This is a genomic window from Siminovitchia thermophila (assembly GCF_016909185.1).
GTDB classification, from domain to species: Bacteria; Bacillota; Bacilli; order Bacillales; family Bacillaceae_C; genus Siminovitchia; species Siminovitchia thermophila.
The window spans coordinates 46,559-72,919 of sequence record NZ_JAFBFH010000023.1 but is presented as its reverse complement, the minus strand read 5'-3'; the positions used below and the strand labels follow the sequence as shown (position 1 = coordinate 72,919).

The 26,361-nt window shown below is 43.2% G+C and carries 25 protein-coding genes, 9 tRNA genes and 1 pseudogene; 9 read left to right on the top strand and 26 right to left on the bottom strand.

Annotated features, from left to right (window positions below):
* Positions 1–152 precede the first annotated feature (152 nt).
* The 3 genes from JOC94_RS15320 to JOC94_RS15310 are packed head-to-tail and all read right to left on the bottom strand — an operon-like array spanning position 153 to position 3,184.
* Positions 153–1,043, bottom strand: coding sequence for a LutC/YkgG family protein (locus JOC94_RS15320; RefSeq protein WP_083717724.1), 891 nt, complete (start codon positions 1,041–1,043; stop codon positions 153–155).
* Positions 1,040–2,458 carry a LutB/LldF family L-lactate oxidation iron-sulfur protein gene (locus JOC94_RS15315; protein WP_077113860.1) on the bottom strand — a complete coding sequence of 473 codons (1,419 nt, stop codon included), beginning with the start codon at positions 2,456–2,458 and terminating at the stop codon, positions 1,040–1,042. The genes JOC94_RS15320 and JOC94_RS15315 overlap by 4 nt, the downstream gene beginning before the upstream one ends.
* Positions 2,459–3,184, bottom strand: a complete 726-nt coding sequence (locus tag JOC94_RS15310) for a (Fe-S)-binding protein (RefSeq protein WP_077113861.1) — start codon at positions 3,182–3,184, stop codon at positions 2,459–2,461. It abuts the gene before it with no gap.
* 393 nt (positions 3,185–3,577) lie between these two features.
* Here JOC94_RS15310 and JOC94_RS15305 point away from each other — a divergent pair, with 393 nt between their 5' ends.
* Positions 3,578–4,729, top strand: coding sequence for an MFS transporter (locus JOC94_RS15305; protein ID WP_077113862.1), 1,152 nt, complete (start codon positions 3,578–3,580; stop codon positions 4,727–4,729).
* 43 nt (positions 4,730–4,772) lie between these two features.
* Entirely contained in the window at positions 4,773–5,048 is a 276-nt protein-coding gene (locus JOC94_RS15300) for an alpha/beta-type small acid-soluble spore protein (protein WP_077113863.1), read from the top strand.
* A 227-nt stretch (positions 5,049–5,275) separates the two neighbouring features.
* On the opposite strand, the gene JOC94_RS15295 is transcribed toward JOC94_RS15300, so the two are convergent.
* The 8 genes from JOC94_RS15295 to sigW form a co-directional block, all read right to left on the bottom strand.
* The gene (locus tag JOC94_RS15295) at positions 5,276–6,082 is read right to left on the bottom strand and encodes a DUF4097 family beta strand repeat-containing protein (protein WP_077113864.1); all 807 of its coding nucleotides are present in this window, start codon (positions 6,080–6,082) and stop codon (positions 5,276–5,278) included.
* Positions 6,075–6,635: a DUF1700 domain-containing protein gene (locus JOC94_RS15290; RefSeq protein ID WP_077113865.1), complete on the bottom strand. Its 561-nt coding sequence runs from the start codon at positions 6,633–6,635 to the stop codon at positions 6,075–6,077. The genes JOC94_RS15295 and JOC94_RS15290 overlap by 8 nt, the downstream gene beginning before the upstream one ends.
* Positions 6,628–6,951: a PadR family transcriptional regulator gene (locus JOC94_RS15285; protein WP_077113866.1), complete on the bottom strand. Its 324-nt coding sequence runs from the start codon at positions 6,949–6,951 to the stop codon at positions 6,628–6,630. The genes JOC94_RS15290 and JOC94_RS15285 overlap by 8 nt, the downstream gene beginning before the upstream one ends.
* Positions 6,952–7,102: 151 nt before the next feature.
* Positions 7,103–8,458, bottom strand: coding sequence for a phosphoglucosamine mutase (gene glmM / locus JOC94_RS15280; RefSeq protein ID WP_077113867.1), 1,356 nt, complete (start codon positions 8,456–8,458; stop codon positions 7,103–7,105).
* Positions 8,459–8,493: 35 nt separating this feature from the next.
* Entirely contained in the window at positions 8,494–9,735 is a 1,242-nt protein-coding gene (locus tag JOC94_RS15275; RefSeq protein ID WP_083717725.1) for a CdaR family protein, read from the bottom strand.
* Positions 9,728–10,558, bottom strand: a complete 831-nt coding sequence (cdaA, locus tag JOC94_RS15270) for a diadenylate cyclase CdaA (RefSeq protein ID WP_077113868.1) — start codon at positions 10,556–10,558, stop codon at positions 9,728–9,730. Before cdaA ends, JOC94_RS15275 begins: the two co-directional genes overlap by 8 nt.
* Positions 10,559–10,719: 161 nt before the next feature.
* Positions 10,720–11,340 (bottom strand): anti-sigma factor family protein, encoded by a 621-nt coding sequence (locus tag JOC94_RS15265; RefSeq protein ID WP_077113869.1) that lies wholly within the window; start codon positions 11,338–11,340, stop codon positions 10,720–10,722.
* A gap of 17 nt (positions 11,341–11,357) precedes the next feature.
* Positions 11,358–11,921, bottom strand: a complete 564-nt coding sequence (sigW, locus tag JOC94_RS15260; protein WP_077113870.1) for an RNA polymerase sigma factor SigW — start codon at positions 11,919–11,921, stop codon at positions 11,358–11,360.
* A gap of 162 nt (positions 11,922–12,083) precedes the next feature.
* Here sigW and JOC94_RS15255 point away from each other — a divergent pair, with 162 nt between their 5' ends.
* Positions 12,084–12,287 (top strand): aspartyl-phosphate phosphatase Spo0E family protein, encoded by a 204-nt coding sequence (locus JOC94_RS15255; RefSeq protein ID WP_077113871.1) that lies wholly within the window; start codon positions 12,084–12,086, stop codon positions 12,285–12,287.
* On the opposite strand, the gene rocF is transcribed toward JOC94_RS15255, so the two are convergent.
* The 8 genes from rocF to JOC94_RS15215 form a co-directional block, all read right to left on the bottom strand.
* Positions 12,284–13,177, bottom strand: a complete 894-nt coding sequence (gene rocF, locus JOC94_RS15250; protein WP_077113872.1) for an arginase — start codon at positions 13,175–13,177, stop codon at positions 12,284–12,286. The genes JOC94_RS15255 and rocF overlap by 4 nt on opposite strands.
* A gap of 205 nt (positions 13,178–13,382) precedes the next feature.
* Positions 13,383–13,455 (bottom strand) — tRNA-Ala (locus JOC94_RS15245).
* Between the two features lie 20 nt (positions 13,456–13,475).
* Positions 13,476–13,548 (bottom strand) — tRNA-Lys (locus tag JOC94_RS15240).
* Positions 13,549–13,555: 7 nt separating this feature from the next.
* Positions 13,556–13,630, bottom strand: a tRNA-Gln gene (locus tag JOC94_RS15235).
* Between the two features lie 141 nt (positions 13,631–13,771).
* Positions 13,772–13,856: transfer RNA gene (locus JOC94_RS15230), tRNA-Tyr, on the bottom strand.
* Between the two features lie 22 nt (positions 13,857–13,878).
* A tRNA-Thr gene (locus JOC94_RS15225) sits at positions 13,879–13,954 on the bottom strand.
* A 15-nt stretch (positions 13,955–13,969) separates the two neighbouring features.
* A tRNA-Val gene (locus JOC94_RS15220) sits at positions 13,970–14,045 on the bottom strand.
* Between the two features lie 147 nt (positions 14,046–14,192).
* Positions 14,193–14,267, bottom strand: a tRNA-Glu gene (locus JOC94_RS15215).
* 428 nt (positions 14,268–14,695) lie between these two features.
* On the opposite strand from JOC94_RS15215, the gene JOC94_RS15210 reads away from it, so the two are divergent.
* Both JOC94_RS15210 and JOC94_RS15205 read left to right on the top strand, forming a co-directional pair.
* Positions 14,696–14,800, top strand: a complete 105-nt coding sequence (locus JOC94_RS15210; protein ID WP_077113873.1) for a YjcZ family sporulation protein — start codon at positions 14,696–14,698, stop codon at positions 14,798–14,800.
* A gap of 671 nt (positions 14,801–15,471) precedes the next feature.
* The gene (locus JOC94_RS15205) at positions 15,472–15,627 is read left to right on the top strand and encodes a hypothetical protein (protein WP_171974033.1); all 156 of its coding nucleotides are present in this window, start codon (positions 15,472–15,474) and stop codon (positions 15,625–15,627) included.
* Between the two features lie 1,239 nt (positions 15,628–16,866).
* On the opposite strand, the gene JOC94_RS15200 is transcribed toward JOC94_RS15205, so the two are convergent.
* The gene (locus JOC94_RS15200; protein ID WP_077113876.1) at positions 16,867–17,982 is read right to left on the bottom strand and encodes a hypothetical protein; all 1,116 of its coding nucleotides are present in this window, start codon (positions 17,980–17,982) and stop codon (positions 16,867–16,869) included.
* A gap of 178 nt (positions 17,983–18,160) precedes the next feature.
* Here JOC94_RS15200 and JOC94_RS23655 point away from each other — a divergent pair.
* Positions 18,161–18,510 (top strand): annotated as a pseudogene (locus tag JOC94_RS23655) (transposase); the annotation flags it as partial.
* Between the two features lie 732 nt (positions 18,511–19,242).
* On the opposite strand, the gene JOC94_RS15190 reads toward JOC94_RS23655, so the two are convergent.
* The 3 genes from JOC94_RS15190 to JOC94_RS15180 all read right to left on the bottom strand — a co-directional run bounded on the left by JOC94_RS15190 (position 19,243) and on the right by JOC94_RS15180 (position 19,754).
* Positions 19,243–19,315, bottom strand: a tRNA-Thr gene (locus tag JOC94_RS15190).
* 1 nt (position 19,316) lies between these two features.
* A tRNA-Asn gene (locus JOC94_RS15185) sits at positions 19,317–19,391 on the bottom strand.
* A gap of 132 nt (positions 19,392–19,523) precedes the next feature.
* Positions 19,524–19,754, bottom strand: coding sequence for a hypothetical protein (locus JOC94_RS15180; RefSeq protein ID WP_077113877.1), 231 nt, complete (start codon positions 19,752–19,754; stop codon positions 19,524–19,526).
* 142 nt (positions 19,755–19,896) lie between these two features.
* On the opposite strand from JOC94_RS15180, the gene JOC94_RS15175 reads away from it, so the two are divergent.
* Complete coding sequence (locus JOC94_RS15175; RefSeq protein WP_077113878.1) at positions 19,897–20,646, top strand: polysaccharide deacetylase family protein; 750 nt, start codon at positions 19,897–19,899, stop codon at positions 20,644–20,646.
* 60 nt (positions 20,647–20,706) lie between these two features.
* Here JOC94_RS15175 and JOC94_RS15170 read toward each other — a convergent pair whose 3' ends face one another.
* Positions 20,707–21,387 carry a KinB-signaling pathway activation protein gene (locus JOC94_RS15170; protein ID WP_077113879.1) on the bottom strand — a complete coding sequence of 227 codons (681 nt, stop codon included), beginning with the start codon at positions 21,385–21,387 and terminating at the stop codon, positions 20,707–20,709.
* 147 nt (positions 21,388–21,534) lie between these two features.
* Here JOC94_RS15170 and gerD point away from each other — a divergent pair, with 147 nt between their 5' ends.
* A complete protein-coding gene (gerD, locus tag JOC94_RS15165) occupies positions 21,535–22,125 on the top strand; it encodes a spore germination lipoprotein GerD (RefSeq protein ID WP_077113880.1) in 591 nt (196 codons plus the stop codon).
* A gap of 169 nt (positions 22,126–22,294) precedes the next feature.
* Here the strand turns inward: gerD and JOC94_RS15160 are convergent, their stop codons facing one another.
* Both JOC94_RS15160 and cwlD read right to left on the bottom strand, forming a co-directional pair.
* The gene (locus tag JOC94_RS15160) at positions 22,295–23,359 is read right to left on the bottom strand and encodes an Mrp/NBP35 family ATP-binding protein (protein WP_077113881.1); all 1,065 of its coding nucleotides are present in this window, start codon (positions 23,357–23,359) and stop codon (positions 22,295–22,297) included.
* 554 nt (positions 23,360–23,913) lie between these two features.
* Positions 23,914–24,627 (bottom strand): N-acetylmuramoyl-L-alanine amidase CwlD, encoded by a 714-nt coding sequence (gene cwlD, locus JOC94_RS15155; protein WP_077113882.1) that lies wholly within the window; start codon positions 24,625–24,627, stop codon positions 23,914–23,916.
* A 176-nt stretch (positions 24,628–24,803) separates the two neighbouring features.
* Between cwlD and JOC94_RS15150 the strand changes: the two genes are divergently transcribed.
* On the top strand, positions 24,804–25,946 hold the full coding sequence (locus JOC94_RS15150) for a glycerate kinase (RefSeq protein WP_077113883.1): 1,143 nt from the start codon (positions 24,804–24,806) through the stop codon (positions 25,944–25,946).
* The last annotated feature ends 415 nt before the right edge of the window (positions 25,947–26,361 follow it).

Here is a 26,361-nt window from a genome sequence, read left to right as displayed (position 1 = left end):
CTATCCGCGGGTATTTTTCTCTATCCGCGGGTATTTTTCTCTATCCGCGGGTATTTTTCTCTATCCGCGGGTATTTTTCTCTATCCGCGGGTATTGGAGCGTGACAGAGCCAAAGCTCTGCACGCTCCAATACCCATCCCCCTCCGCCCCGGTTAGGCGTCATCCATAATGATGTAAGTGGCTTTGACTGGACCGTGCACGCCGACGACGAGGCTCATTTCGATGTCAGCGGAGTTGCTCGGTCCGGAAATGAAGTTGACACAGGAAGCTATCGTTTCTCCTGCCGCGATTCTTCTGTCAATTTCAGCCGCGGCCTGGGTGATCCGCGGGACAATGGTGCTTTTCGGAATAACCGCAATATAATTTGTCGGAAGGAGGCTCACCGATCGGCCTTTGCCTTCACCAGAGAAAAGAACGACTGTGGCGGATTCAGCCAGCGTCATATCGCTGAAGGTGATTCCGACATCGGCCCGCTCGGCCGCGGCGATGCCCGCATCCCGATCATTCGAATCCCATTCAAACACCTCGTAGTCTGCCCCGTTTAACACCTCGTCCAAACCAAATTCAGCAAATCGGGGGTCATCCCAGGTAACCACCGTTTTGGCTTCACTTCGATCGATCGCCTCTTTTAAAGCGGCTCCCAACCCGGCTTTATTTGTTTCAATTACTTCCGTATGAACAAAAAGACACTGCTCCTTCAAAACTTCAACCAGCTCGGTACGTGAATACCCGGAAAAAACCTCCCATTGCGGCTTAGGCTTATGTCCCCAATCAGGGCGGACAGGCTTTTCCCTCACACGCGCTCTGCCAAAACTTTCAGCCAAACGATCAAGGAATCCTTCACGATTGACGATATTGCCTTGCGGTTGCGAAAGCTCTCCGCCCGAAGACTTTTCAGTGGCCCCAGCCCGCGGATGAGTTGCAACGCCTTGATCATGCAAACTCAAACTGGAAGTATTGATTTCCGATTCCGGCTGATCAGAACTTCCTTGCTTATTTGCATGTTGCAAAACAGTGTTTATGGCTTTACCCTTTTCTGTCATTTGCCCGCCCCCTTGTTTCGTTCTTTGTACAAGTCCCGGAACCTCTTTTTCCCCACTGAAGGAAGGTCCCGCGATTGCGTCCATCCCCTTATCGGCTTTGGCCCTTTTTTCGACATGCCTGAAATGATTCCCCGAAAAACCGTCGCAGACTTTGTACTAACCCTATAAAATCGGCTAGATGAAGTCACTTTCCTGAATGTTTTCATAGCCATCTTTTCGCCGGCTGGCGCATGGCCTCCGTCTTGAACGATCCGCTGCCGGTGTTTGTAAAGCAATTCATGCAGCGGAATACGAACCGGACAAACTTCCGTGCAGGCCGCACACAAAGATGAGGCGTAAGGAAGCTCTTTATATTCCTCATAGTCTCCTAAAAGCGGCGTTAAAACTGCGCCAATCGGCCCCTGGTAAATCGAGCCATAGGCATGCCCGCCAATATGGCGATAAACCGGACAAACATTGACACAGGCGGCACATCGGATGCAATGCAGAGCAGATTGGAACTCTGTTCCAAGAATCCGTGAACGTCCGTTGTCAACGATTACCAAATGGAATTCATCCGGCCCATCCGCTTCCCCTTCCATCTTTGGTCCGCTCAAAGCTGTTACATATGTGGAGAGTTTTTGTCCAACAGCACTGCGGCAAAGCAAGGAAACCATCACCTCAAAATCTTCCCACGTTGGAACGAGCCGCTCCATGCCCATGACAGTGATTTGCGTCTTTGGCACCGTCGTGGAAAGCCGCGCATTCCCCTCATTCGTCACAATGCCGACCGTTCCCGAATTGGCGATCGCGAAGTTGCAGCCGGTAATGCCGACATCGGCTGATAAAAATTCCTTCCGAAGCTGTTCCCGGGCAAACCGTGTCAACTCTTCCGGCTTTTCAGATCCCGAGTAACCCCGCTTTTTTGAAAAAATATCCCGAACCTGTTCTTTCGTTTTATGAAGAGCCGGGCCAATAAAATGGGATGGATGATCATTATCCAGTTGAATGATATATTCACCAAGATCCGTTTCGATCACTTCGCAGCCGGCTTTTTCCAAAACTGGATTCAAGCCGATTTCCTCCGTCACCATCGACTTCGATTTTACCACTTTCCTTGCCTGCTTCTGTCGGACAACCTGTTCAATATAATTGTTGGCTTCTTCGGCAGTCTCGGCGAAAAACACATGACCGCCTCTTTTCGCCACACTATCGCTTAGCTCTTGTAAATAATAGTCAAGATGTTCAATCGTGTGCGAGCGGATTTTCTCACCAAGATCCCGCCATTCTTCCCAATCGCCCAGTTCATCAACTGCTTTCAGCCGGACGGATTGCAGCCGTTCCTGGGCAGGAGGCACAGCCCTTTGCACATCAGGATCATGAAGAGCTTCGTCGGCTCGTTTGTCAAACGCGGCATTGCCAATTTTTATTCCCATTTACTTCTCCCCCCTCCTATTCAACATTTCAGCAAGATGCATCACCTTGATTGGCAGGCCTTCCCGCTTAATCCTTCCACCGATGTTCATCAGACAGCCGCAGTCACCGCCAACGAGCACATCTGCACCCGTTTCCTTGATGTGCTTCACTTTTTCATCCACCATTGCTGATGAGATATCGCCCATTTTCACTGAAAAAGTACCACCGAACCCGCAACAGTCCTGACTTCTGGGCAAAGATGCCAGCTCCAGCCCATCCACATTTTTTAACAAAGTGAAAGGAGCCTCACTTACCCCGAGCAATCGTGTCATATGACACGATTTGTGATAAGTGGCCCGTCCTTTAAAAGAAGCACCAACATCTTCCATCCTCAGCACTTCTACAAGAAATTGGCTGAACTCATACGTCTTATTCGCCAAATCCTTTGCTTTAAGTTCCCAATGGGGATCTCCTTTAAAAATGTCAGGATATTCCTTGAACATGTAAGCGCACGAGCCGGATGGCGTTACAACGTACTCGGAATCGGCAAAGGCATGAATCATTTGCTTCATCGCTTCTTTGGCATCTTCCACATATCCAGTGCTATATGCAGGCTGGCCACAGCATGTCTGCTCTTCCGGAAAATCAACCTCGCATCCTGCCCGTTCCAGCACCTCTACGACATTCATTCCGACTTCCGGGTAAAAAACATCCGCCAAACATGTAATAAATAATGACACTTTCATATTTTTTATCCCTCCCTTTCATCTAATGCTAAATGGCACAATCCCGTAAATGAGTCTTCATTTTAGATTAGCACCCTCAGCCATCATGAGGAAGCCCCGGAAAATCATTTTCGGGGCTTCGCTTCAACATACCATCATTTAATGGGGAAAAAATAAATCACATTTCGCCCTATGGACGACCGAGCATTACATAAAAAAACCTTGTAAATCTATTATAGCACTCGGAAACACCGTGTCACATGGCTTTCGTCAACAAATATTTATCGTGGGAATATGCTCATTCCCGATGAACAATGAGACGTAAATTTCAATGTTCGAATGCGTAACTTTTGCCTAAATGCAGTGAACACGAGAGAATAGAGGGTAAATAACATTTCAGGGAGTAATCACGATATGCGCGCGATCGTTTATGCTATTATCTTTTTTTCTTTTTTCGACTTATTTACACAACTGCCGATCATTACCCCACTAGCAGGTTCCGTCGGAGCAACGCCATTTCTAACCGGCCTGGCCGTTGGCATGTATTCACTTTCCAATATGATCGGGAATGTTGCCTCGGGCTTTTTAACAGATAAAAAGGGGCCTTTTCGGCTTTTAATGGCCGGCTTGCTGTTGACAGGCGGCTCATTGCTGCTTTACCATCTGGCAGCGAATGCATATATCCTGCTTATTGTGCGCTTTATTCACGGATGTACAGCGGGACTAATTATGCCGGCTGCGTTTACATTCATCGCGAATACATCTGAAAACAATAAAAAGGGCAAACATGCCGCCATTTCAGGGGCGTTTATTGGGGTTGCTGCGATCACCGGACCGGCGTTTAGCGGGATTTTGGCAAGCCGGACAAGCGAAGTCACCGTCTTCACTGTGACCGCAGCCTGTATGTTTCTTTTGGGGGCCTTGGCGTTCATTTTTTTAAGAACTGCCCATCTTTCTCCGAAATCTTCTGTCAGACAAACGGAACGCCCAGTTCGCGAGTTGTTTAAAACTCCTTCCGTTGTAAAAGCATTTTCGGGAGCTTTTTTTCTGATGTTCTCTCAAGGCGTATTAGCCTATATGCTCCCGCTAAAGGTGGCGGAGCTTGGTAGTGACACGAAAACAAGCGGCATGCTTCTTAGCACTTTCGGGATCATCGCTGTTCTCATTTTTATTTTACCGACAAACCGCCTATTCGATCGAATTAAGCCGATACGTTTACTTGTTTTTGGCATGTCTTTGATGGGAGTAAGCCTTCTGCTGATCAGCATGGGTGGAAGCTTGTCCATCCTTTATCTGTTTATGGCTTTATACGGAACCGGCTTTGCCTTTTTATTTCCATCTATCAACACACTGCTCATTGAATCGACTACAGATCAAAATCGCGGAAAAGCTTATGGCTACTTTTATGCGTTCTTTTCCATTGGCGTTGTTGCCGGATCGAGCATTACCGGAATGTTGCAACTGACGGCTAACGGCGGGTTTGTATTTACAGGATGTCTGTTGTTGATCATCGCCATTCTGTTGCTTATTGTAAAAGGTTCCATTGAACTGCGTAAAAATGCGTGAACTCTCCTCCTCTGGGAATACTATGTACAAAGGAGGACGAAAAATGGCAAGGAAAAATAAAATTTTGGTTCCCGAAGCACGGGAAGCTTTAGATAAAATGAAGGCACGCGTGATGAAGGAAAAAGGTTATCCAGTAGACATGAAAAATCCCGACCATGTAAAGTACGAAGTTGCCGAAGAAAAAGGGATCCCTCTTCAAAAAGGCTACAATGGAAAATTAACGGCGGAGCAGGCCGGAAAGGTGGGCGGCCCCATTGGGGGCAGTATGGTAAAAGAAATGATCAAGATGGCCCAGGAGCAATTGAAGCATAAACCCTAAAAAACGGGCTGTCTAAAAAGTCCAATTTAGAGTATAACCACTAACGTTCAAAGCCCAAGAATATTGATTTCACAGCATTCTTGGGCCTTGTTTTTTCATATTCAAGCTGGACAGCCTCTACTATTTTTTTAGAGCTAAGAAGAGGGAGTATCGAATAGGCGATTTTTTCGGACTTTGGATACCCACCTCTTTAATACCTGTTATCACTTTTTTCAGCGCGCTTCATCTTATTCATTCACGTTAACTTTCCCGTTTATCGTTTTCAGCTTGATGAGGTGTTCTCCATTTCCAAACTTGACGTCTTTCGCTGTTCTTCCAAAAATTTCAGCATCGCCATTTGTAACACTAACATCAAAAGAGACATTATTCGGTTCGTGGTCAGTTTCGATTCTAATCTGACCATTAGTGGATGCAAAGTCGATAGAGCGTTCCAAGTTGTTCGACAATAAAGATATGTTGCCATTCGTTACTCTGCCCTTTAACTCTCCAGTGACTTCATTCATATGAATTGCGCCGTTCTCGGATCTCGTTTCCATACTTGAGCTTTGAATGTCCTTCAAATCAATTTTTCCATTAACCGTCCGAACCGTCCCACTCTTGACATGTAACCCGCTTGCTTGAATAAGGCCATTCACCACTTCGACTGCGATCGTATCATATTCCTTTTCGGGTACGCCTATTTTTAAATAAAAGCTTTCGTTAAAAAAGTTCATACTAAATAGCTTTCTTTGTCTCTCATTTAATTTGATAATGGCAGAATTACCTTCGGTTTTGGCTTCCAATTTATATTTTTTATATTTTGCCACTTTGCCCGTCAATTCAACAGTTATTTTATCTGTCGCCTGCATAGGTACAATGTCCACTTTCGCGTGGTCAACATTCACTTGTATATCAGTGATATTCTCCGCATCCAACTCTTTTTCTTCGAAAACATCTTCTGCCTTTATCATGGATTTATATGTCAGTAAGCTGCCCACAACTCCCACTACTAAAAGCAGGCTTGCGATGATCGCCAATTTTTTTAATCTAGTCACGTTTTAATCCTCCTTTAACAATCCTCATATTAAATTTGAGGTAACGGATAAAACCGCTTGAGATGGCTTGTGTGGCAAAATACATTCCAATGACGATAAAAATCCCAATTCCCGCGAGTGCCAAAGATGAAAATAAATCAAAGAACATGAACGTACCGGGAAAAATGATTGTATTTGCCAAAACCAAAAGCGGGGATAAAATGAATGCCGCTCCAGTTATCCATGCGGCAACAACAATACCGGCTACCGCGACAAATGGCCCAAGTACAATCACTACATTAAAAAACCCCAAACCAATGACCGCCCATACTGCACGCATGATATTCCCGGCCGAGGCTGTCGCTTCAACTTTTTCCAAATGGTAAGAAGCAAGCAATTCTTTGGCTATTTTCCGGGGAGAACCCAAAGATGTGGAAATTTGCTCTTCCGTCTTGCCTTCCATTTGTCCCGCATCAAAATATTCTTTAAAATCCTGAATGATGTCTAATCGTTCTTCCTCTGGAACATTTTGTAAGGTTGAATTGAGTACCTTCAAAAATTCATTTCTAGTCATTTTTCACACCTTCTTTAATTAATTGGTTGACACCCTCAGTAAATTTTTCCCACTCGTTAAGTAGCTTCTGCAGATAATTTCTACCGCTCTTAGTTAGCTTATAGTACTTTCTGGAGGGCCCTTCCGTCGATTCCTTCAGATAGGTGCTAAAGTAACCTTCCTTCGTCAACCGTCTCAACAGTGGATACACCGATCCTTCAGAAATCGCTATTTGATCGGATATTTTTTGAACAAGTTCATATCCGTAACGATCTTGTTTATGAAGCAGAGCCAGGACACAAAGCTCCAATACTCCTTTTTTAAACTGAACGTTCACCTTTTGTCACCTCACTTTTTATAACCACTACTATACAACGTACAGTACCTTTCTAAAAAAAATACCAACTAAGTGAAAGATATCATATAGTACTGTTCTTTGCAAGGTACTATATAATAAAAAAGGGAGCCAAACAAATGGCTCCCCTTCCTTATTGTGATTGATCCAATCCCATTTCTTCTTTTACTACTTGGGCAATGCGGTTGACATAGCGCTCGCAGTCCTCTTCTGTAGCCGCTTCGACCATTACCCTGACAAGTGGCTCCGTCCCGGACGGGCGGACAAGAATCCGTCCGTTGCCGTTCATGTCACCTTCCACTTCTTTGATGACTTCCTTCACTTTTTCATTATCCGTCACATGGTGCTTATCTGTCACCTTGACATTCACCAATTTTTGCGGATATTTTTTCATGTCTTTAGCGAGTTCGGACAACGATTTGCCTTCGAGCTTCATAATATTTACAAGCTGAAGCCCGGTTAAAAGCCCATCCCCCGTTGTATTGTAATCGAGGAAAACAATATGGCCCGACTGTTCCCCGCCCAGGCTATAGTCGTTCTTTTTCATTTCTTCCACGACGTACCGGTCACCCACTGCGGTTTGAATGCTTTTGATTCCTTCGGCTTCCAAGGCTTTGTAAAAACCGAGGTTACTCATGACGGTGGATACGACGGTATTTTGCTTTAAACGCCCTTCACTTTTCAGATGTTTGGCACATATGTACATAATTTGGTCACCGTCTATGATATGGCCGTTTTCATCAATTGCAATAAGGCGGTCACCATCCCCGTCAAAAGCAAGACCGATATCAGCACCTTTTTCCTTCACAAAGGATGCCAATGTCTCCGGATGGGTCGATCCCACCCCTTCGTTAATATTTAGCCCATTTGGAGATGAACCCATTGTGGACGTATCCGCTTCAAGGTCGGCAAATAAATGGGTTGCCAAGGAAGATGTTGCTCCATGCGCGCAATCAAGCGCCACATGAATTCCGGAAAAGTCCTCATCCACTGTTTGCTTGAGAAATTGTAAATATTTTTGTCCGCCCTCAAAATAATCATTCACATAACCAAGATCTGCCCCAGTCGGACGCGGCAGATGATCCTCTTGCAAATCAAGAAGCTCCTCAATTTTTGCCTCCTGCTCATCGGAAAGCTTGAAACCATCCGATCCGAAAAATTTGATTCCATTATCCGGAACAGGATTGTGGGAAGCTGAAATCATGACACCTGCATGGGCTCCCAATGCTTTTGTCAAATAAGCGACCCCCGGAGTTGAAATAACACCAAGTCTCATGACTTCCGCGCCAATCGACAAAAGCCCCGCTACAAGAGCCCCTTCCAGCATGTGCCCGGATATACGAGTATCGCGTCCAATTAACACTTTTGGCTGTTCGACATTATTTGACAAGACATAACCGCCGAAACGGCCCAACTTAAACGCAAGCTCAGGAGTTAGCTCCGTATTCGCCACACCTCTTACTCCATCCGTACCAAAATATTTACCCATATGATTTCTTCGCTCCTTCTTTATCCGATGTTTGCTTAAGCATTTTCTCTTTCCTTCAGTCGGACTTTTGCTTTTTCAGTAGATAACTGCCATTTCACATCTTGAGGTCCGCTCACCTGTAAATCCAGCTCATGCTCACCCGCTTTTAAGCCTTCCATATTCATGAACACCTCAAAATCTTTTTCGACGGCTTTCTTCAGTTCCTCACTGTTGCCTTCCAACTTGATGGACACTGCCCCTTCGGCGGGTGCTAAAATCTCCATATCAAGTCCTTCTGCCAATCCTTTGCTTTCAATCGGGATATTTAGGCTTGTCTCCTCACTGTTCTTCTCCGCAACGATCTTTACTTTTACTTTTTCCGGAGTCGTCTTGTTAACGCCTGCCGGATGTGTAAGCGGGAGTTCCAATTCTGTTGTTTTGTCAATCTTGCTGACATCTACTTCCAACTCTAATTCTTTTAGTTGTTCCAAAACCTTGGTTCTTCCGTATACGATGACCTCGTTAATGTCGGTTTCGATCCGTTTGATAATCGTACTATTCAAAGGTGTTCCTGTTTGCTTGATTTTTAAAGGCACTGTTTTCCTTGGATTGTTGACAGGCACAGTGACCGTTACGAATTCCGGATCAACAAAAACATCCAATTTGTTCAAATGGCGGTCAAGAACGGTTACTTTCGTATCCTGCTTGAGCGAGTGCGTAATAAGGCCCCCTGCATCGATGGAAGCTTTGACATACGATATTTTTTCAATCGTTTCTTTCCCTCCTGTAATTTGGACCGTTTTCGGGTCAACGACCGGAGAGTCCGCTTCAAAGCCTTCTGCAAGTGTATTATTGTTAAATTCCGCCTCTACTGTAAATTCTTCAGTCACTTTCTCCTGGATGGAAACTTCAGCATAAGCTGGTTCTATTTTCACTTTCAGCTTATCTGAGAAATCTTTATATAAAATCGGTACACGGCGGTCACCAATACTGACATTGGATAAATCGACAAAAACGGTAAAATCCCTCTGCCGCTTGGCTGCTTCGACAAACCTTCTCTGCCCTTCAATGGTCACATCAACTGTATTCGGAATACCGTTTACAACCAAATTTTCAGAGTCATAATAAACTTCCACAGGCACATCTACAATCGTTTCAACCTCATTATTTTCCATTCCGTTTGGCTTGGACTGATTGTTATTTTTATTCATATCATGATTGACTGAAAAAAACAGAAGCAGGGCAAGGCTCATCGCAATAATTCTTACGAACCAGGGGTTATCCATGAATTTATCCACGTTCTTTCTTCCCCTTTCTTTTCCATAGTGAGGAGGAAGTGTATTTTACTTTAGTGCCGGTTACGAGTTCTTTTTCCAATAGTTGCTCGAATTCATCCGATGATAAATCATGGTATAGCTCGCCGTGTTGCGTGACGGATATGTTTCCCGTCTCCTCTGACACAACGATGGTGAAAGCATCCGTCACCTCACTGATTCCAACTGCCGCTCGATGCCGTGTTCCCAGGTCCTTGGAAATGAACGGACTTTCTGAAAGCGGCAAGTAACATGCCGCGGCGGTAATATGATTCTTCTGTATAACGACCGCCCCGTCATGAAGCGGTGTGTTTGGAATAAAGATGTTTATCAACAATTGGGAAGTGAGCGTGGAATTCAACGGGATACCGGTTTCAATGTAATCGCCCAAGCCCGTCTCTCTCTCAATGGAAATGAGAGCGCCGATTCTTCTCTTGGCCATATAACTGACTGCTTCCCTAATCGCCGCGACTTTACGTTTTTGTTCCTCTTCCTCCTGTATTCCACCTCTTGCAAAAATTCTCCCCCTGCCCAACTGTTCAAGCGCGCGTCTGAGTTCGGGTTGAAAAATGATAATAATTGCGAGAAAACCCCATGTAATGGCTTGCTCCATCATCCAGCCCAATGTATGTAAATTGAAAAATTCACTAAGAAAACGGACAATGATAATAACAAAGATTCCTTTTAAAAGCTGAACCGCTTTTGTGCCGCGTATGACCATAATCAGCTTATAAATAACGTACCAAACGAGGAGAATATCTACTATGCGGGACAAATAGTCCATGATCGAAAGGTCTTCAAACGGCATATTCTTTCCTCCATCTATTTATTCAACAGCACGCATCGTGCACATGATTTAAACATATATAGAACCTTTATATTATAACATAATCCGAAAGATGCTGGTACGTTGGATGCTGGGGTATTTAAAAGAAAAAGAAGCTGCTGCAGCAGCCTTGCAGCAGCACCTTATTCTTTTCCAATAAAATCAACGACTAGTTTGCCACTTTCTTTCATCTTATACCATATCCATTCAAACATTTTATCTATTTCTTTAACATCTCCTGTAACAGCACCAGCCGAAGCCAAATATTTCTCGCCATTAATCACTGTAACATTTCCATCCACTTTACCTTCTATTTTGATATTTCCATTTTTGACAGTGACATCGCCTGTGACGACTTCCCCTTGTGGAACGATTACTGTATCGTTTTCAACGATCAAGTTGGGTTGTTTTGTATAAGAGAATCTTTGGTCGTCATTCCACATATTTACCATACTTCCCGCCATTAATACAAGGAATAAAGAAACAGCAATCAGCATGGGGTGGTTTCTGAACCAGCGCTGAATCCCTATTCTGCTTTTTTCTCTCGGAAGGCGAGCCATTACTTGATTCGTAAAGTTATTTGGTGCAACAATCAGTGAAGCACTTTTAACGATGGCTTCTGTCTGTACTAACTCTTGGAAGTATGTTTGGCAGGCCGGACACGTCTGTAAATGTACCTTTAGGGTTTGCTCATCTTCTCTACTCAAGTCTCCATCCAAATACTGGTGCATATAGAGAATGATTTCCTCTGGACAAGCATTCAATTTACTTCTCACCTTTCCTACATATTGTGCAACTGTTTGCGAAGCGCTTCCCGCCCGCGGTGGATTCTTGTTTTTACAGTACCAAGTGGTAATTCAAGTACTTCTGCGATTTCATTTAATGAAAGATCATCAATATACCGTAAAACAATAACCGACCTGTACTTATCAGGCAATCGCATGATTTCCCTTTGCACAATTTCTTGAATTTCCAACGTTTCGACCGCCGCGTCAGGCGTTTTGCCCGAGGATGGCAATTGAGAATACAAGGTCAGGCCTTCCGTTCCTGCAATTTCCGCATCAAGAAAATAGTCTGGTTTTTTCTTTCTGATTCTATCTATGCAAAGATTTGTGGCGATTCGGTACAACCATGTTGAAAACTTACGGTTTTGCTGAAAGCTCTCAATATTCGTGTAGGCCCGAATAAAAGCCTCCTGGGCGATATCTTCGGCTTCATGCCGATTTCCAAGCATTCTGAAGCATAGGGAAAATATTTTGTCTTTATATATTTCCACAATCTCTCCGAAGGCTTCCTGGTCGCCCTTTATCACTTGCTTAATTCTTTGATTCACCAACTTATCCATTCAACAACCTCCCGCCAGCGCGGTATTCTTTTATACGGATATATTATCAAAAGGTTTCATTTTTTCGTCCCTATTCTATTTTATCAAACATTCATGGGTAAAAAGGTTTATTCAAGGCAAATTCGGATAAAGATAGATAAGACATAATAGTGAGGGATTGCGATGAGTATCGAAGTGAAAAATATGATCAAAAAAATTGAAGAAAAGCGCATAGAAATGATTCAGCTCGGCTTGGCCCGCTCTTTCGTTGACGAGGGCGTCATACAATTAAGCAGTCAGCTGGACAAGCTATTAAATGAATATGAGTTCCTTTTAAAAAACAAGCGGGCAGCAATATCTGACAGAACTTGCCGCCAGCATGTTTAAAGCAATTTTTCACCAAATAATGATCCTATTAAGGCAACAGCCACTTTGGCTGTTTTATTTTTTTCATCCAAGATGGGGTTTACCTCAACAAATTCAGCTGACGTAATGATGTTAGCCTCAGCGAGCATTTCCATTGCCAAATGGCTCTCCCTGTATGTAACTCCCCCCAGTACGGGTGTGCCTACACCCGGCGCATCGTGCGGGTCCAGCGCGTCTAAATCGAGCGAAAGATGAACACCATCCGTCCGCCCTTTCAGATAATGAATCGTTTCTTCCATCACTCTCGCCATGCCAAGCCGGTCAATCTCATGCATCGTGTATACCTTGATGGAATGTTCTTTTATCAGTTCCCTTTCACCGGGGTCCAAATCCCTGGCTCCGATAATGACAACATTTTGCGGCTTAATCTTTGGACTGTAATTTCCTACGTTTGTCAAGTTCTCATGCCCAATGCCAAGGCTAGCGGCGAGCGGCATGCCATGAATGTTTCCCGTCGGGGATTGCTCTACCGGATTTAAATCTCCGTGTGCATCAAACCAAATGACCCCCAAATTCTCATAGTGCTTGGAAACCCCCGCCAGCGTTCCGATCGCGATGCTGTGATCCCCACCAAGAACAAGCGGGAAGCGCCCATGCCCCACTACAGAGTCAACCACTTGAAAAAGGCGCGTTGCTGCAAAGGTAACCGCGCGCAAGTTTCGCAACTTTCCAGTGGGTTCTTCTACAACACGTTCTATTTGAATGTCTCCCAAATCCTCGACATGGATATGCAGGCGCTCCAGACGTTCAATGACATCTGCATATCGAATCGCGCTTGGTCCCATATCAACCCCACGGCGGGTTTGACCGAGATCCATCGGGACTCCAATAATGGATATGTTCTGATTCACCCAGTTCTCCCCCTTATATCAAACTGGAATCATTGTACCAATTGAGGTGGTCATGACTCAACTGGACAAAACCTTGCATATATATACAATTTTACCGAACTCAGAATGCCAGGTATCCTTCATGGAGAAGCCGCCACCCATTTATAAGCATATAAAAACCCGAAAAGCGGATAACCAGCCTTCCGGGTTGAACACAATTCAATTATGGAGCCTAGCGGGATCGAACCGCTGACCTCCTGCGTGCAAAGCAGGCGCTCTCCCAGCTGAGCTAAGGCCCCGCCAAAATAAAAAAAGAGAGTGAGCCATGCAGGAATCGAACCTGCGACCCTCTGATTAAAAGTCAGATGCTCTACCGGCTGAGCTAATGGCTCGATTGTTTGGCTGGGCTAGCTGGATTCGAACCAGCGAATCACGGAGTCAAAGTCCGTTGCCTTACCGCTTGGCTATAGCCCACTGAAACAATGTTTGTTTGAATCGTTTTACAAATGCAGCGGGTACTTCCGCTCGCAGCAAAGCCCGAGCCGATAGAGTTTGATTCAAAAAGACATTATGTATATTACCCTTTTGTAAAACGTTCTATACAGAAATGTAAAATGGTGGTGGGGGACGGATTCGAACCGCCGAACCCTGAGGGAGCGGATTTACAGTCCGCCGCGTTTAGCCACTTCGCTACCCCACCCTAAAAATGGACAAATAAAAAATGGTGCCGGCCAGAGGACTTGAACCCCCAACCTACTGATTACAAGTCAGTTGCTCTACCAATTGAGCTAGGCCGGCAAGCCATTTAATGAATGGTGGAGGATGACGGGATCGAACCGCCGACCCCCTGCTTGTAAGGCAGGTGCTCTCCCAGCTGAGCTAATCCTCCTTTTTAAATTGCGATCTAGTGGCGTATTTTCGAAAAAACGGGGCATAAGAATGTTATGCGTTATTATAGGAACATTGTCTTCCTTTGGGCGCTTCTTTCTTTTACACCAATGCGCTTGGTTTGTCCCAATTTTTCCAAAAATAAAAATGGTGACCCCTACGGGATTCGAACCCGTGTTACCGCCGTGAAAGGGCGGTGTCTTAACCGCTTGACCAAGGGGCCGCCTTATATAAAACCAAATGAAATGGACCGTCCTTGACGACCCAATAAAGAGTATAGTCGATACCCTATCCACATGTCAACATATAAATGCATTTTTTTATCTTTTATATGAAAAAACTTGTTCACAACATCATAGTATTCTTTGTAAATACCCCTTTTTCCTGCAATACGGCTGCAGCGAATGATTACCTGGCTCAAATGGACAGTACCCAGTCCAAGCTGTTTTGCATGTCAAAATGATTTTTTCAGGTGGCATCCCATATCCTCCATTGGCTTCAGTTATGGCTGGACGAAGCGTGACTGAAATGAACTCTTCTACTGTAAAAATGATGAATTAGCACATTTTTGTTATAAACACTCGCCCCTTTGCACCTAGAAAGCTGTGAAACATAGAATAAAGCATTAGAACACCAAGGAGGTGCTTTCATATGAGTGGAGTCGGATATGGTGGAGGTTTTGCCTTGATTGTCGTCTTGTTTATCCTTTTAGTAATCGTAGGTGCAGCCTTCGTTGGAGGATTTGGATTTTATTAAAAAGCGATTCCATATGCAAGCCCTTGCCGTAGACTGGTCAAGGGTCATACACAAAACTCCTTCTAGTTTCACAAGACGAAAAAAAGCCTGTTCTTCGGTAAATGAAGAGCAGGCTTTGTCACGTCTAGAGCCGCTTTGCTTTTGTATCCAAGAGGGAAGAATGGAGTGAAGCAACCATGTTCCTTCGACAGGGAAAGCAAAATGGAACCAAAACAGCCATTTTCCTTCGAACCATAACCGATAAGTTCCGAAACATTTCCAAACCTTCAGCAAACCTAAAGACCCTTTGATCATGTTGGGAATAATACGTATCAACTCCCTTTTGAAAGCCGCAAGCTGCAGGTCGTACGCGCTCTCCCGAGTTTTTGTAAAAAACGGCCGATCGTTTCCAGCTCCATCATTCCTCTATCGTAATTCATTTGTCCCCTCCATCATTTCTGAACACTCGGCTGATAGGACAATCCGGCTATTATGATTTTAACAAAAGTATGTGTATGATGGCCGGTTTAACTCATCATTCTTGGCTTAAATACATGAAATGAGATGGAATGAGACAAGCTTTACATATGGCAAATAGGCATAAAAATCATGATCGTTTTGCTTGTTCAGAAAATGTATAGGCAGAGTTAGTAAAATATAGACATGTATAATAATGAAAGGAAGTAATGAAAATGAAAAACGAACAAATGAGCATTCGGATTCCAAAAGACCTAAAAGACAAGTTCTATGCCATATGTCGGGAAGAATACATCAACCCTTCCGCACTTCTGCGTGGATGGATAGAAGATTTTATTGAAACGAGGCATAAAGCTGAGCCTGATTTATGAAAAGCCGGGTCGTTACCCGACCTATTTACATCAACTGAGGAGATTATCAAAGAAAACCTTGCGGCTCAAGCAGTTAAAATGAAGTTGGATTCTATTAATCGCGAAGGCAACTTATACTTTAGTTGCATAGTTCAAATAGATGAATCCACTTATTATAAGGCATCCAATCTTGCGCTGGTATGGCTTTTTCTAAATGGACCGCAGTACATTGAAAGCGAACTTAAGCGGCTGGATGATATCCGGGAAATAGAGAAAGCAAAATGGTTATTGGAGAGAGATGTCACATAAAGCGCAGGCGTCATTAGCTGACAGACATCTCTCTTTTTTCAAATTTTACCGGCAGAAGACACCAACAAAAAGCAACGGCCGACCTCCTCAGGAATTGCTTTATATTCCCCTTCATAACAACTTCCAGCCGGGCTTGCACTGGCGGCCTCTTCCTGACCATTTCTATTATCTAGTCCCATTCCAATCAGGACTATATGCCATAAACATTGATATTCCAACGGTTTGGATGGATGGAAAAATTCCCTGATTATTCAACTACAAAAAGCGTATCAAGCCTCTATGACTATATTAAAATACCTTCCTTCTTTATTATTACGCTGTGTTCTCAAGCCACGCACCCTTTGCCCTGTATCCTTGTGTGAAATCAAACGTCTAGCGTTATCTGACTGATCAACAGATAAACAAAGAGATGTGGTTAGACTCTCTAAACACCAGTTACTAAAAAGTACTGTAGTTTGGGTCACTAATCCACAGCTGCTTCCAGTATAAATAATTACACTGTGGAAAAGCGCCAGAGGTAGCGAACCTCTATTCATTAATATACAAGGCTGGGACAAAAGCATTTTAGGTAATGAAAAATCCGAACTATGATTCAAATTTCTTTAAGTTAGAAATCGAAACTTGTTCGGATTTTGTTGTTTAATAGATATAATATTTTATAATCATTCGCCTTTTGAGTCGGCCTTTTTAGTTATGTCCAAGCCTCTTAACGCTCGTTACCTGTCAGAATTTAGGCCACAAGCCGCATAAAGCATTTTTATTATTTCCACTGTCTACTTGACAGGGAGCACTTCATACACTGTAGTGCCCTTCCCTAAATCTATTATATAGACATTCCTTACAAAATATAGATATTTTATGAAAGCGCTTATTTAAGCCCTTTTTTACTAAACTGCCAATGCCTTCGGCGGGATTTTTACCCTTTGTCTGTACCTTGTCAATACCGTACTTTCATTTTCTTTTATGGTTAATTTTCTCATGTATGACAACGATCAAAACAAGAAGTTTTCCAAAAAGATAAGATACGAACACCATTAAGCAAGCCATAAAAACTTCCATAATAAGAGCATCGGTAAATTCATTTGACACTTGATTTATTCGAGTAACGATCCAACCGCTTAGCGAATAGATAGAGGCAACTGCCGCCATTTGAACAAAGAGCCAGTGGACATTCCACTTCTTTCTTACATGAAAAAAAATCAATAAAGGAAAAACATATATCAGAGTGAATAAAATGGACGTATCGCTTCTAAATACTCCATCCTCAATAGCCCATTGTGGAAAGACAGATAATAGAGAAAAGAAAGTAATGATCAATCCGATTGTAAACGTAATAACGCCTATTACATTAAATTTCCGCAAATCTGCCTGTTTTATTTCCTCGTTCTCCTTAACATTCGGTAACGGAGGAGACCATAATGACGACGTCCTTGCTTTAAAGGGCAACTTCAGCGGACGCTTATTTTCTACTTTTCTGACTTTCTCTACTTCAAACACGTTTGACAATAGATGATCCGGCCACATTTTCAAATCAATATTCGCTGTATACACTGGAATCTGGTCAACCGGAAATTGCTCATATAACTCATAAAAGGCATCTGATTTTTCCTCAATAAAAGAGATATATTGTTTACTCCCGTCCTCTTCCCATTCGACGATCAATTTTGGATAAATAATATACCATCTATTTGAGTCTGTCCCAACCGCCTGAGAATGTCTTGCAATATAAATTGCTGTAATCTCTTTAAAGGGAACCCACGTTTCTTCCATCTCCCCTGTTTCATCATTCTTCCATACATGGTGAACCGCCCCATCCTTTATTTCTCGTAAATCTGTCTGCAACGGCTGTGATTTCACTAGTTTAAATGAATAATGCAATACGATATATGTAATAAGTCCACTAACAAAAGGAATCAGACCGATTAATGGCTCGGAAGTAAAGAAAAAAATCCAGAAGGCCATGATCCCACATGCTAATGTCATCAAAGAAATAAAAAATATAATTCCATAAAGAAAACCTTTAGACTGTCTGGTAATTTTTTGTACATATTTGAAATCTGACCTCAATCATAATCCTCCTTGTAGTATTCTGGCTTTCATTTTTGCTATTACTTATCATGAGCATTTTGCACATTTTTTACATCAAGAACCATAAGGTTTTGAAAGGTATTAAAAAAGAACTTCACCCCTAATTTGTAGAATTTTGAAGTGACCAAACCACAAAATCCGTTAGGAGGAAGTCACATTGTATATTCTACAAGAAAGTCTATTTTCTTTTGAGGAATTGCAAATATCAGAGTCAAAAGATAAATTGCCCATCTTTTTTGGTGTTCTTGACTTGCAACCTTATGCGAAACACTTAAAAAGTTCATACCCCAAGGGGCTGAAGGGCATTCCAAGAAAGGGATATTAAGGGCCCTTATGGCTGCCCCGCTGGAAGGCATCAGTACTTTTACCGGTCTGTATCATCGATTGGACAAAGATAAACGTTTCCGTTATCAATGTGGCCTGGATATCAGTCGGCCTGCCCCTTCCATCTCTACGCTTAGCCGGGTGTTTGCGTCACTGACCAAAACTGGACTGGCGATAAAAATACCGTTTTCTTTGTCAATTATCTCACCTTTTCTGGAGAAAAAATGTCATCCTCCTCTATAAAATACGTGCATTCCTGTCACTTAGTTTCATTTTTTAACTTGTAACTATAGACGAACAACTGTTTTATTTTACTTTTGCCAATTTAAATATGACAAAGCCTGTATACTGCTTGATAGCATTACACAGGCCTTTCCTTGTGCATATATGTTTTTTTACAGTCCAAATCAATGTCCTCATGGTGGATGTTTGATTTTAACCAGCTGCAGGATCTACTTTTCAAGCTCTTTGGCTTTTTCCTCAACTCCTTAAAGAGCCTTTCAGATTCCTCCAGAGAGGACTTATATGAAGCACTATAACTGATTCCGAGCAGTTCCTTATCATCGAGATTTAGTCATCAAAGCAATCTCCCCATTTTCTCCGTTGATATCAAGAGAGATGGTCGGATCATTATTGGTATAACCTTGTCCCTTCTGATCAATGAGGGAGTGCATGCCAAAATATTTCCGAGCGCCTCGGCCACTGGGATATAAAAACAACTATGAATGTATATGGACATGCTCTCAAAATGCGACGAAAAAATTGGATGACGCACTGTCGAACCAATAAAGAACAATGAAAATCATCATGAAACAACGTTTCGCAGTCAAAATGTCGGCAAATTGGGGTTGAGGAAAGAAAAAAAGCGACTCCCGGAATACCCGGGAATCGCATTATATCCGCTATTGTAAACGAAGCTTCCAGCCGGGCTTGAACCGGCGACCTCTTCCTTACCATGGAAGCACTCTACCTACTGAGCTATGGAAGCGTGGCTCCGCAGGTAGGATTCGAACCTACGACCGATCGGTTAACAGCCGATAGCTCTACCACTGAGCTACTGCGGATTGTATACGAATAGACAATTATTATTATAACCATTTTTAAAAATTATTCAAGCGGTTTTTATTAAACAACCGCCAGGCGAACGATTTATACTTTAGCAAGCCTTCCCGGGCTTGTCAACGTTTTTTTAAAATTTACCGCTCCCGCCTTACGTTTGCTCTTGGAAGTATATATTTTATACATTCCCGATGATCCGCAACACGCTTAAAAAGGGTGAACAACGTACGATACCGCTCTTCCATCGCCCGTTTCACAATTGGTTCAAGGTGAACATTTTTAAGATCGAATAAGATTTCATCCATTTCTCTCTTTAAAAGATAAATGATTTCCTCTTTTTCCATATCATTGATTAACATACCGTGCATGATGACACCCCGTCTATATTTTTGTATTTATAGCTATATCCAAAAACATTTTGATCATACTTATTTTTCTTGCCGCTTTCAGGCATATGCCCCTTTCATTCAAGCATAGATTGTACAAGGATGAATGAAAGAGGATGATGAGATGAACTTTTTTATCACGCTGAGCGGCAAACGGGTGAAGCAAGGCTTTTTTATTATCATTATTTCTTTTTTTACAGCCCTCTTTTACTTCTCGCAAGCATCCGTGCACGTACCGGTTTTGTCGGGAAAAGATGGTCCCAAAGCCATTTACAAAGGCGACAAAGGAATTGCTTTAACTTTTAACATTGGCTGGGGCGATGTCCAGGCGGAGCCCATTCTGGAAATATTGGAAAAAGAAAAGGTCGAATCCGCCACCTTTTTCCTGTCAGGTTCATGGGCGGAAAGGCATCCGGATCTTGTTGAAAAAATAAAGAACCTGGGCTATGAAATCGGAAGTTTGGGTTACGCGTATGAGGATTACACCGAGATCGAAGAAGAAAAAATACGCAGGGATATGGATCGCTCCATAGAGGTGTTGAACAAACTCGATGTAAAAGAAGTCAAATTGCTCCGGTCTCCGACAGGCCACTTTGACAAGCGATCGTTGCAAATCGCAGATGAATTAGGTCTTACCATCGTTCATTGGAGTCTAAATTCCCAAGACTGGAAAAACCCGGGTGTTCAAGCAATCGTGAAGGAAGTACAGAAGGCGAGAAAAGGAGACATTGTTTTAATGCATGCGTCTGATTCCGCTACCCAAACAGCGAAAGCGCTCCCTGAAGTCATTTCCATTATTCGCGAAAAAGGCGAAATGGTCACGATTTCCCATCTAATCGCTAACGGAAAGGTAAAAACAACCATTATTCCATAATGGCCTAATCCTTGGGGCATAATCAGCGCTCCCCATCGATAACCGAGAAAAAGCGAACCATCACGTCCGGTTCGCTTTTTTCTTTCCCGAAGGGGCTGGCTGTGCTTTTTGCCTTTTGGCAGCACGGCTGGCAATTTCTTTTTCGGATAATCGGTTATACTTGGGCAGGATCAACAATTGGTAGGCATTACAAGGAATGAGCGTAAAAATCATTAAATATAGCCAATTTTCTTCGTTTGTCCTTAAAACAGGCAACCATTCCATGATCGTGATGACGATCATAAAAAATAAAGCGGAAACAAATGTCGTTTTTGCGGTTGTTTTTGCTTTGAAATAAGCGGTGACAAGCCCTGCAGCCAAAATAAAAATGGCTAATCCAATATATGGAAGCAAGCTCTCCCCTTCGCTTGCAAATGATGAAAAGCGCAAATATACAAGATCAAACAAGACAACAATGATCAAGAAAATTTGGACCGCGTTCCATAATGAAAGCGACCGAAAAATGCCCAGGCCAAATTGATGAATAAATAAGTAGGCGAAAAAACCAACCTGACTGACAACACTAAATATAAAGCCAACACCAACCAGCCATATAAAAGTGGATAAAATGGCACCGATATCAAATTTTGTAAAATATGGCTGAAATTCATTCCAGCGAATGACAAAGCCTAAAATGCCGGTAATGATACCACCTAAAAAAAGCGTTGTAAAGAAAAATCGTAACCAATTTCGGATCGTCACTATCGTGTTCCTCCAACAAAAATCTTTATTACACCGATTTTAACAATGTTTTATACAAAATGCCATTGCCCGGTGGAATATGCATAAATTCTTCACAAAATCCCATATTAAAACTATCGGGAACATATTAAGAAAGGAGCGTTCCTCATGAGAAAGGGAGTCTTGTTGCTCCTGGTGTGCATTATCCTTTTCATTTCTGCATGTGGCGGAAATGAAATGGAGACAGGACAATTGGATTATGACCAAACTAAAAAAATGGTCGTTGATATACTCAAAACTGATGATGGAAAAAAAGCGATTAAAGATATTATGACAGATGAACAAGTACAACAGCAGTTCGTTATGGACCAAGCCGTCGTCACCGAAACGATCGAGCAGTCCCTCGCCTCCAAAAAAGCGGAAGACTTTTGGAAAAAATCACTTCAAGATCCCAAGTTTGCGGAAGCGATGGCCAAAGGAATGCAAAAGCAACACGAAGAACTGCTGAAATCATTAATGAAAGATCCGGAATATCAAAAGATGATGATCGACATCATGAAAGATCCAGCAACGCAAAAAGAGTTGGCTGAGGGCTTTAAAAGCCAGGAATTCCGCGAACATCTCCGAGAAGTTGTAACAGAAACAATTGAAAGCCCGCTCTATCAGGCCAAAATGCAGGAAATTATGATGAAAGCGGCAGAAGAGAAGAAAGGCGGCAATAAAAAAGATAAAGAACAGGGCGGCGGGGATAGCCAATAGAAAAACAGGCTGGGAACAAATGCTATAAAAATAAATAAACCGCATGAAATCAATTGTAAAAGCCTTGATTTCACGCGGTTTCATTTTCACACTTCTATAGGTTCGTTTTCAACTTATGTTGGCCTGTTTGATTGCAATCATGTTGAACTGGAAGTGGACATTCCTGTCATTATTTCCTTAGCTGCTGATTGATTTTCTCCGCGATTTCCCGGTAGATTTTACCTACCTTGTGGGTTTCATCATAAACAGATGGGGCAAAATCATCTTCGTTCCAGTCGGGCTGCTGCAAAGGCAGTTTTCCGAGGACTTCTGTTTGGAGTTCCTCCGCCAATTTTTCTCCGCCGCCACGGCCAAAGACGTATTCTTTTTCACCAGTCAGTCTGCTTTCAAAATAGGACATGTTTTCGATGACACCAATGATTTCATGCTTCGTACGTAAAGCCATTGCCCCGGCACGAGCTGCAACAAACGCAGCCGTTGGGTGCGGCGTTGTCACAATGATTTCTTTACAGCTAGGCAACATGGTATGGACATCGAGCGCCACATCGCCTGTTCCTGGCGGCAAGTCCAACAGCAAATAATCGAGGTCTCCCCACTCCACTTCCGTAAAGAAATTGTTTAACATTTTTCCGAGCATCGGCCCGCGCCAAATGACAGGAGCATTATCTTCAACAAAGAACGCCATCGATATGACCTTCACTCCAAAGCGCTCAACCGGAATAATTTTCTTGCCCCGAACAACCGGACGCTCTTCAATACCCATCATGTCCGGAACGCTGAACCCATATATGTCTGCATCAACGAGACCGACTTTTTTCCCTAGTCTGGCCAGAGCAACCGCAAGATTCACGGAAACGGTAGATTTTCCTACCCCGCCCTTTCCACTCGCAATCGCAATAAAAGTTGTTTTACTGTTGGGAGAAAGCAATCCACCGGGCTCTTCCCCGGGCATGTTTCCCGAAGCCCGGTGTTTCTCGAGCTCTTCTTGTGGCAGCTCAGTAAATCGAATGCCGACCGTTGCAGCACCTGCTTCTTTCAATACATCAACAATTTTTGTTTGAAGCTGAAGTTGCTCCGGTGTTCCTGTTTTGGCCAAAGCGATTTTCACACTAATATGCGCCTTTTCTTCCTTTACTTTGACCTCCACAATCCCATTTGTTTCTTCAAGCGTCTTATGTAAAAGCGGATCTTCCAACTTATTCAGTATATCTACTGCTATTTGTTCAGTAATCAAAGTTCGTCACCGTCCTTTTTCGTTTTGCATTCTTGTTTTAGTATAACACATCTGTCCTTTTCTCTTAGAAAAGACGCCCGCCAACAAATAAAACGAGTCTGGCACATAAGCAAATACGAAATAGCAAAAACCGAACAATTCATTTATAATTGTTCGGTTTATTGTGTTAAAAAAATCCCTATCATCGCTATGTCAAAATATTTCGCTTTCCGCAGGTCTCTTCAGCTTCCTCGGAAAGCAAAGGCCGCTTTCCTGCGGGATCTTCAGCTCGAGCTATTCCCGCAGGAGTCTACATATGTTGACTACGCTAAATGCTTGCGTATTATATACTAGGACCATTTATCCCGCATGTAAGATGCCGTAAGACTCCCACTTCAAAACCTTGAGTGAATATAAAAGGGCTAAGTGGGAGATAACGGCACCTAAATGCCCGATTGGTTCAACTAACATTCAGTAGGAGGTGAAAGAAAATGCCTACTGAATGAAGTTTCACTTTATTGTTCGTTTTTTCATCAGCTGATTTAGTTGTGTCCCAGACTCGCTCCTTTTACACATTAGTCTTCCAGCGTTTTTTCATTTGTAAAATACCGCATGATCCCCCTATAAATAGCGACAGCCATTTTTTCCTGATAATCTCCTTGTTTCAGCAATTCCCGTTCCGTCGGGTTTGATAAGAAACCGATCTCCACCAACGCTCCCGGTTTGTTGGCATGCTTGATTAAATAGACATTTTGAATGATTTTGGCGTGCCGATCTGTATTTTCCAAACTCGTAATTAGTTCATCTTGGATAAATGTGGCCGCCCGTTTATTATCAACAAGGTGGGGGGAATAAAAAGTTTGCGCCCCCCTCCAACGAGGGGACGGAATTGAATTTAAATGAATGCTGATGAACAAGTCTGCATCCGATTCATTGATCAACTTCAATCTCTTCTTTAAATCAGCTGTTTTCCTTTTGCTCAAGCCTCGGATGTCCGGATCGGCAAGATCGGTATCTTCCTCTCTCGTCATTAATACGAGTGCCCCCTGCTCCTGCAAATAATCCCTTAGCTTAAACGCCACATCTAGGGCGATCTCTTTTTCAACAGCGTCAGATCTTTCCGCGCCCCCGTCCGGCCCGCCATGGCCCGGATCCAAATAAATGATTTTCCCCGTCAACGGAAGACTCCACGAGTCAAACGAATCTTTCGGAAAGAACTCGTATTGAATAATTAAAAACAACAAACCAGCCGCAATGGAAAGCAAGATAATCTTCGCCTTCTTCCTCATGGAACCTCCCCTTCCGCCATCCTTTCCTCATCAAAATATATGGGACAAGAACCGGGATTAGTACACCTTCCAATCATGATCCAGAAAAAATATGCGAATTTTATGATTCCTTCCATCAAAGGTAGTATAATAGCAAACACAAGCAAATGACCCTTTCCATAATGGAGTGATGAAAAATCAAGATCGTAATCGCCCCCGACTCATATAAAGGCAGCGTTACAGCCATAGAGGCAGCGCTGTCCATTGAAAAAGGGATAAAGAATGTATTTCCCCGAGCAGAAACCAAGCGAATTCCGGTCGCCGATGGCGGAGAAGGCACGATGGAAACCCTTGTGTCAGCCACCAACGGCCATAAAGTCCCCGTTACGGCTACGGGCCCTTTAGGAAAACCCGTCGAGGCTTTTTTCGGTGTGCTGGGTGACAAAGAAACATGCATCATTGAAATGGCTTGCGCATCCGGCCTGAATGTAATCCATTCTTCCGAACGAAATCCCTTGGCTGCAACAACGTTTGGCACTGGCGAATTAATTAAAAGGGCACTGGATGAAGGATACAGGAAGTTCGTATTGGCGATCGGCGGTTCCGCCACAAACGATGGCGGAGCCGGAATGCTTCAAGCACTCGGTATGCAATTATTGGACAAGTCCGGAAAGGAAATCGGCTGGGGAGGAGGAGCTTTAGGCAAAATTCACGGCATTCAAATGGACCGCTTTGACAAACGCATATCTGAAAGCCGCTTTTTAATTGCCTCTGATGTTGAAAATCCACTTATAGGAAAGAACGGCGCCTCCCATGTGTTTGGCCCGCAAAAAGGAGCGTCAGATGAAATGGTGCAAATACTCGACCAAAACTTGACCCGCTGGGCGGATGTCGTAGAACAGGCTACAGGTGTCAGGCTGCATCATATGCCGGGTGCTGGTGCTGCCGGAGGAATCGGAGGCGCTTTTCAAGCTTTTTTTCCATCTATCATGAAAAGAGGAGTGGATGTCGTTCTTCATTATTCTAAACTGGGAGAACACCTGAAAGGAGCCGACCTTGTGATCACGGGGGAAGGACAGGTCGATTTTCAAACAGCATACGGAAAAACGCCGATGGGAGTCGCCCAAACAGCAAAAGAGCATCATGTTCCAACCATTATTCTTGCCGGCACTATAGGCAAAGGCATAGAGACGCTTTACCAATATGGAATCATCGGAATTTTTAGCATTATTAATCGGCCGATGGACTTGGAAAGTGCGCTGCGACAGGCGCGACCGTTATTAGAAATGGCCGCTGAACAAGTTTGCCGCACGTATTTTTATGATATAAGTAATAAATAGGGCGGACATAATATCGGGGCGCTTCTTCTAACAAAAAATGGGACTATCTAAAAAATGGCTATAAAAACGGTTCTCTTCACCCGGTTTTTTCACTTGTAGGATTCTCATACATCTGAAGGAATAACCCAAAAAAAGTTGTCAGGCCCGATGGAAGTCAAAAGGCGTCCAATTAGGCGATTTCTCGGCTTTGGATGCCCTTCTCTTCAATTGAAAAAATACAACCTTTCTGGACATCCCCCACTACAAGAAACGAAATTTGATACAACGAGGCTGCTTATTCAGACCTGGAAAAATGTGTGCTCAATCAAATGTACTTCCACATATCAACAAAATGTTTCAACACTTGTATAAGCGATCAAAAGCTTGACCAAGCGCACTTATAAAATGAAGCGCCCGGGTACAATCAAAAAAGGAA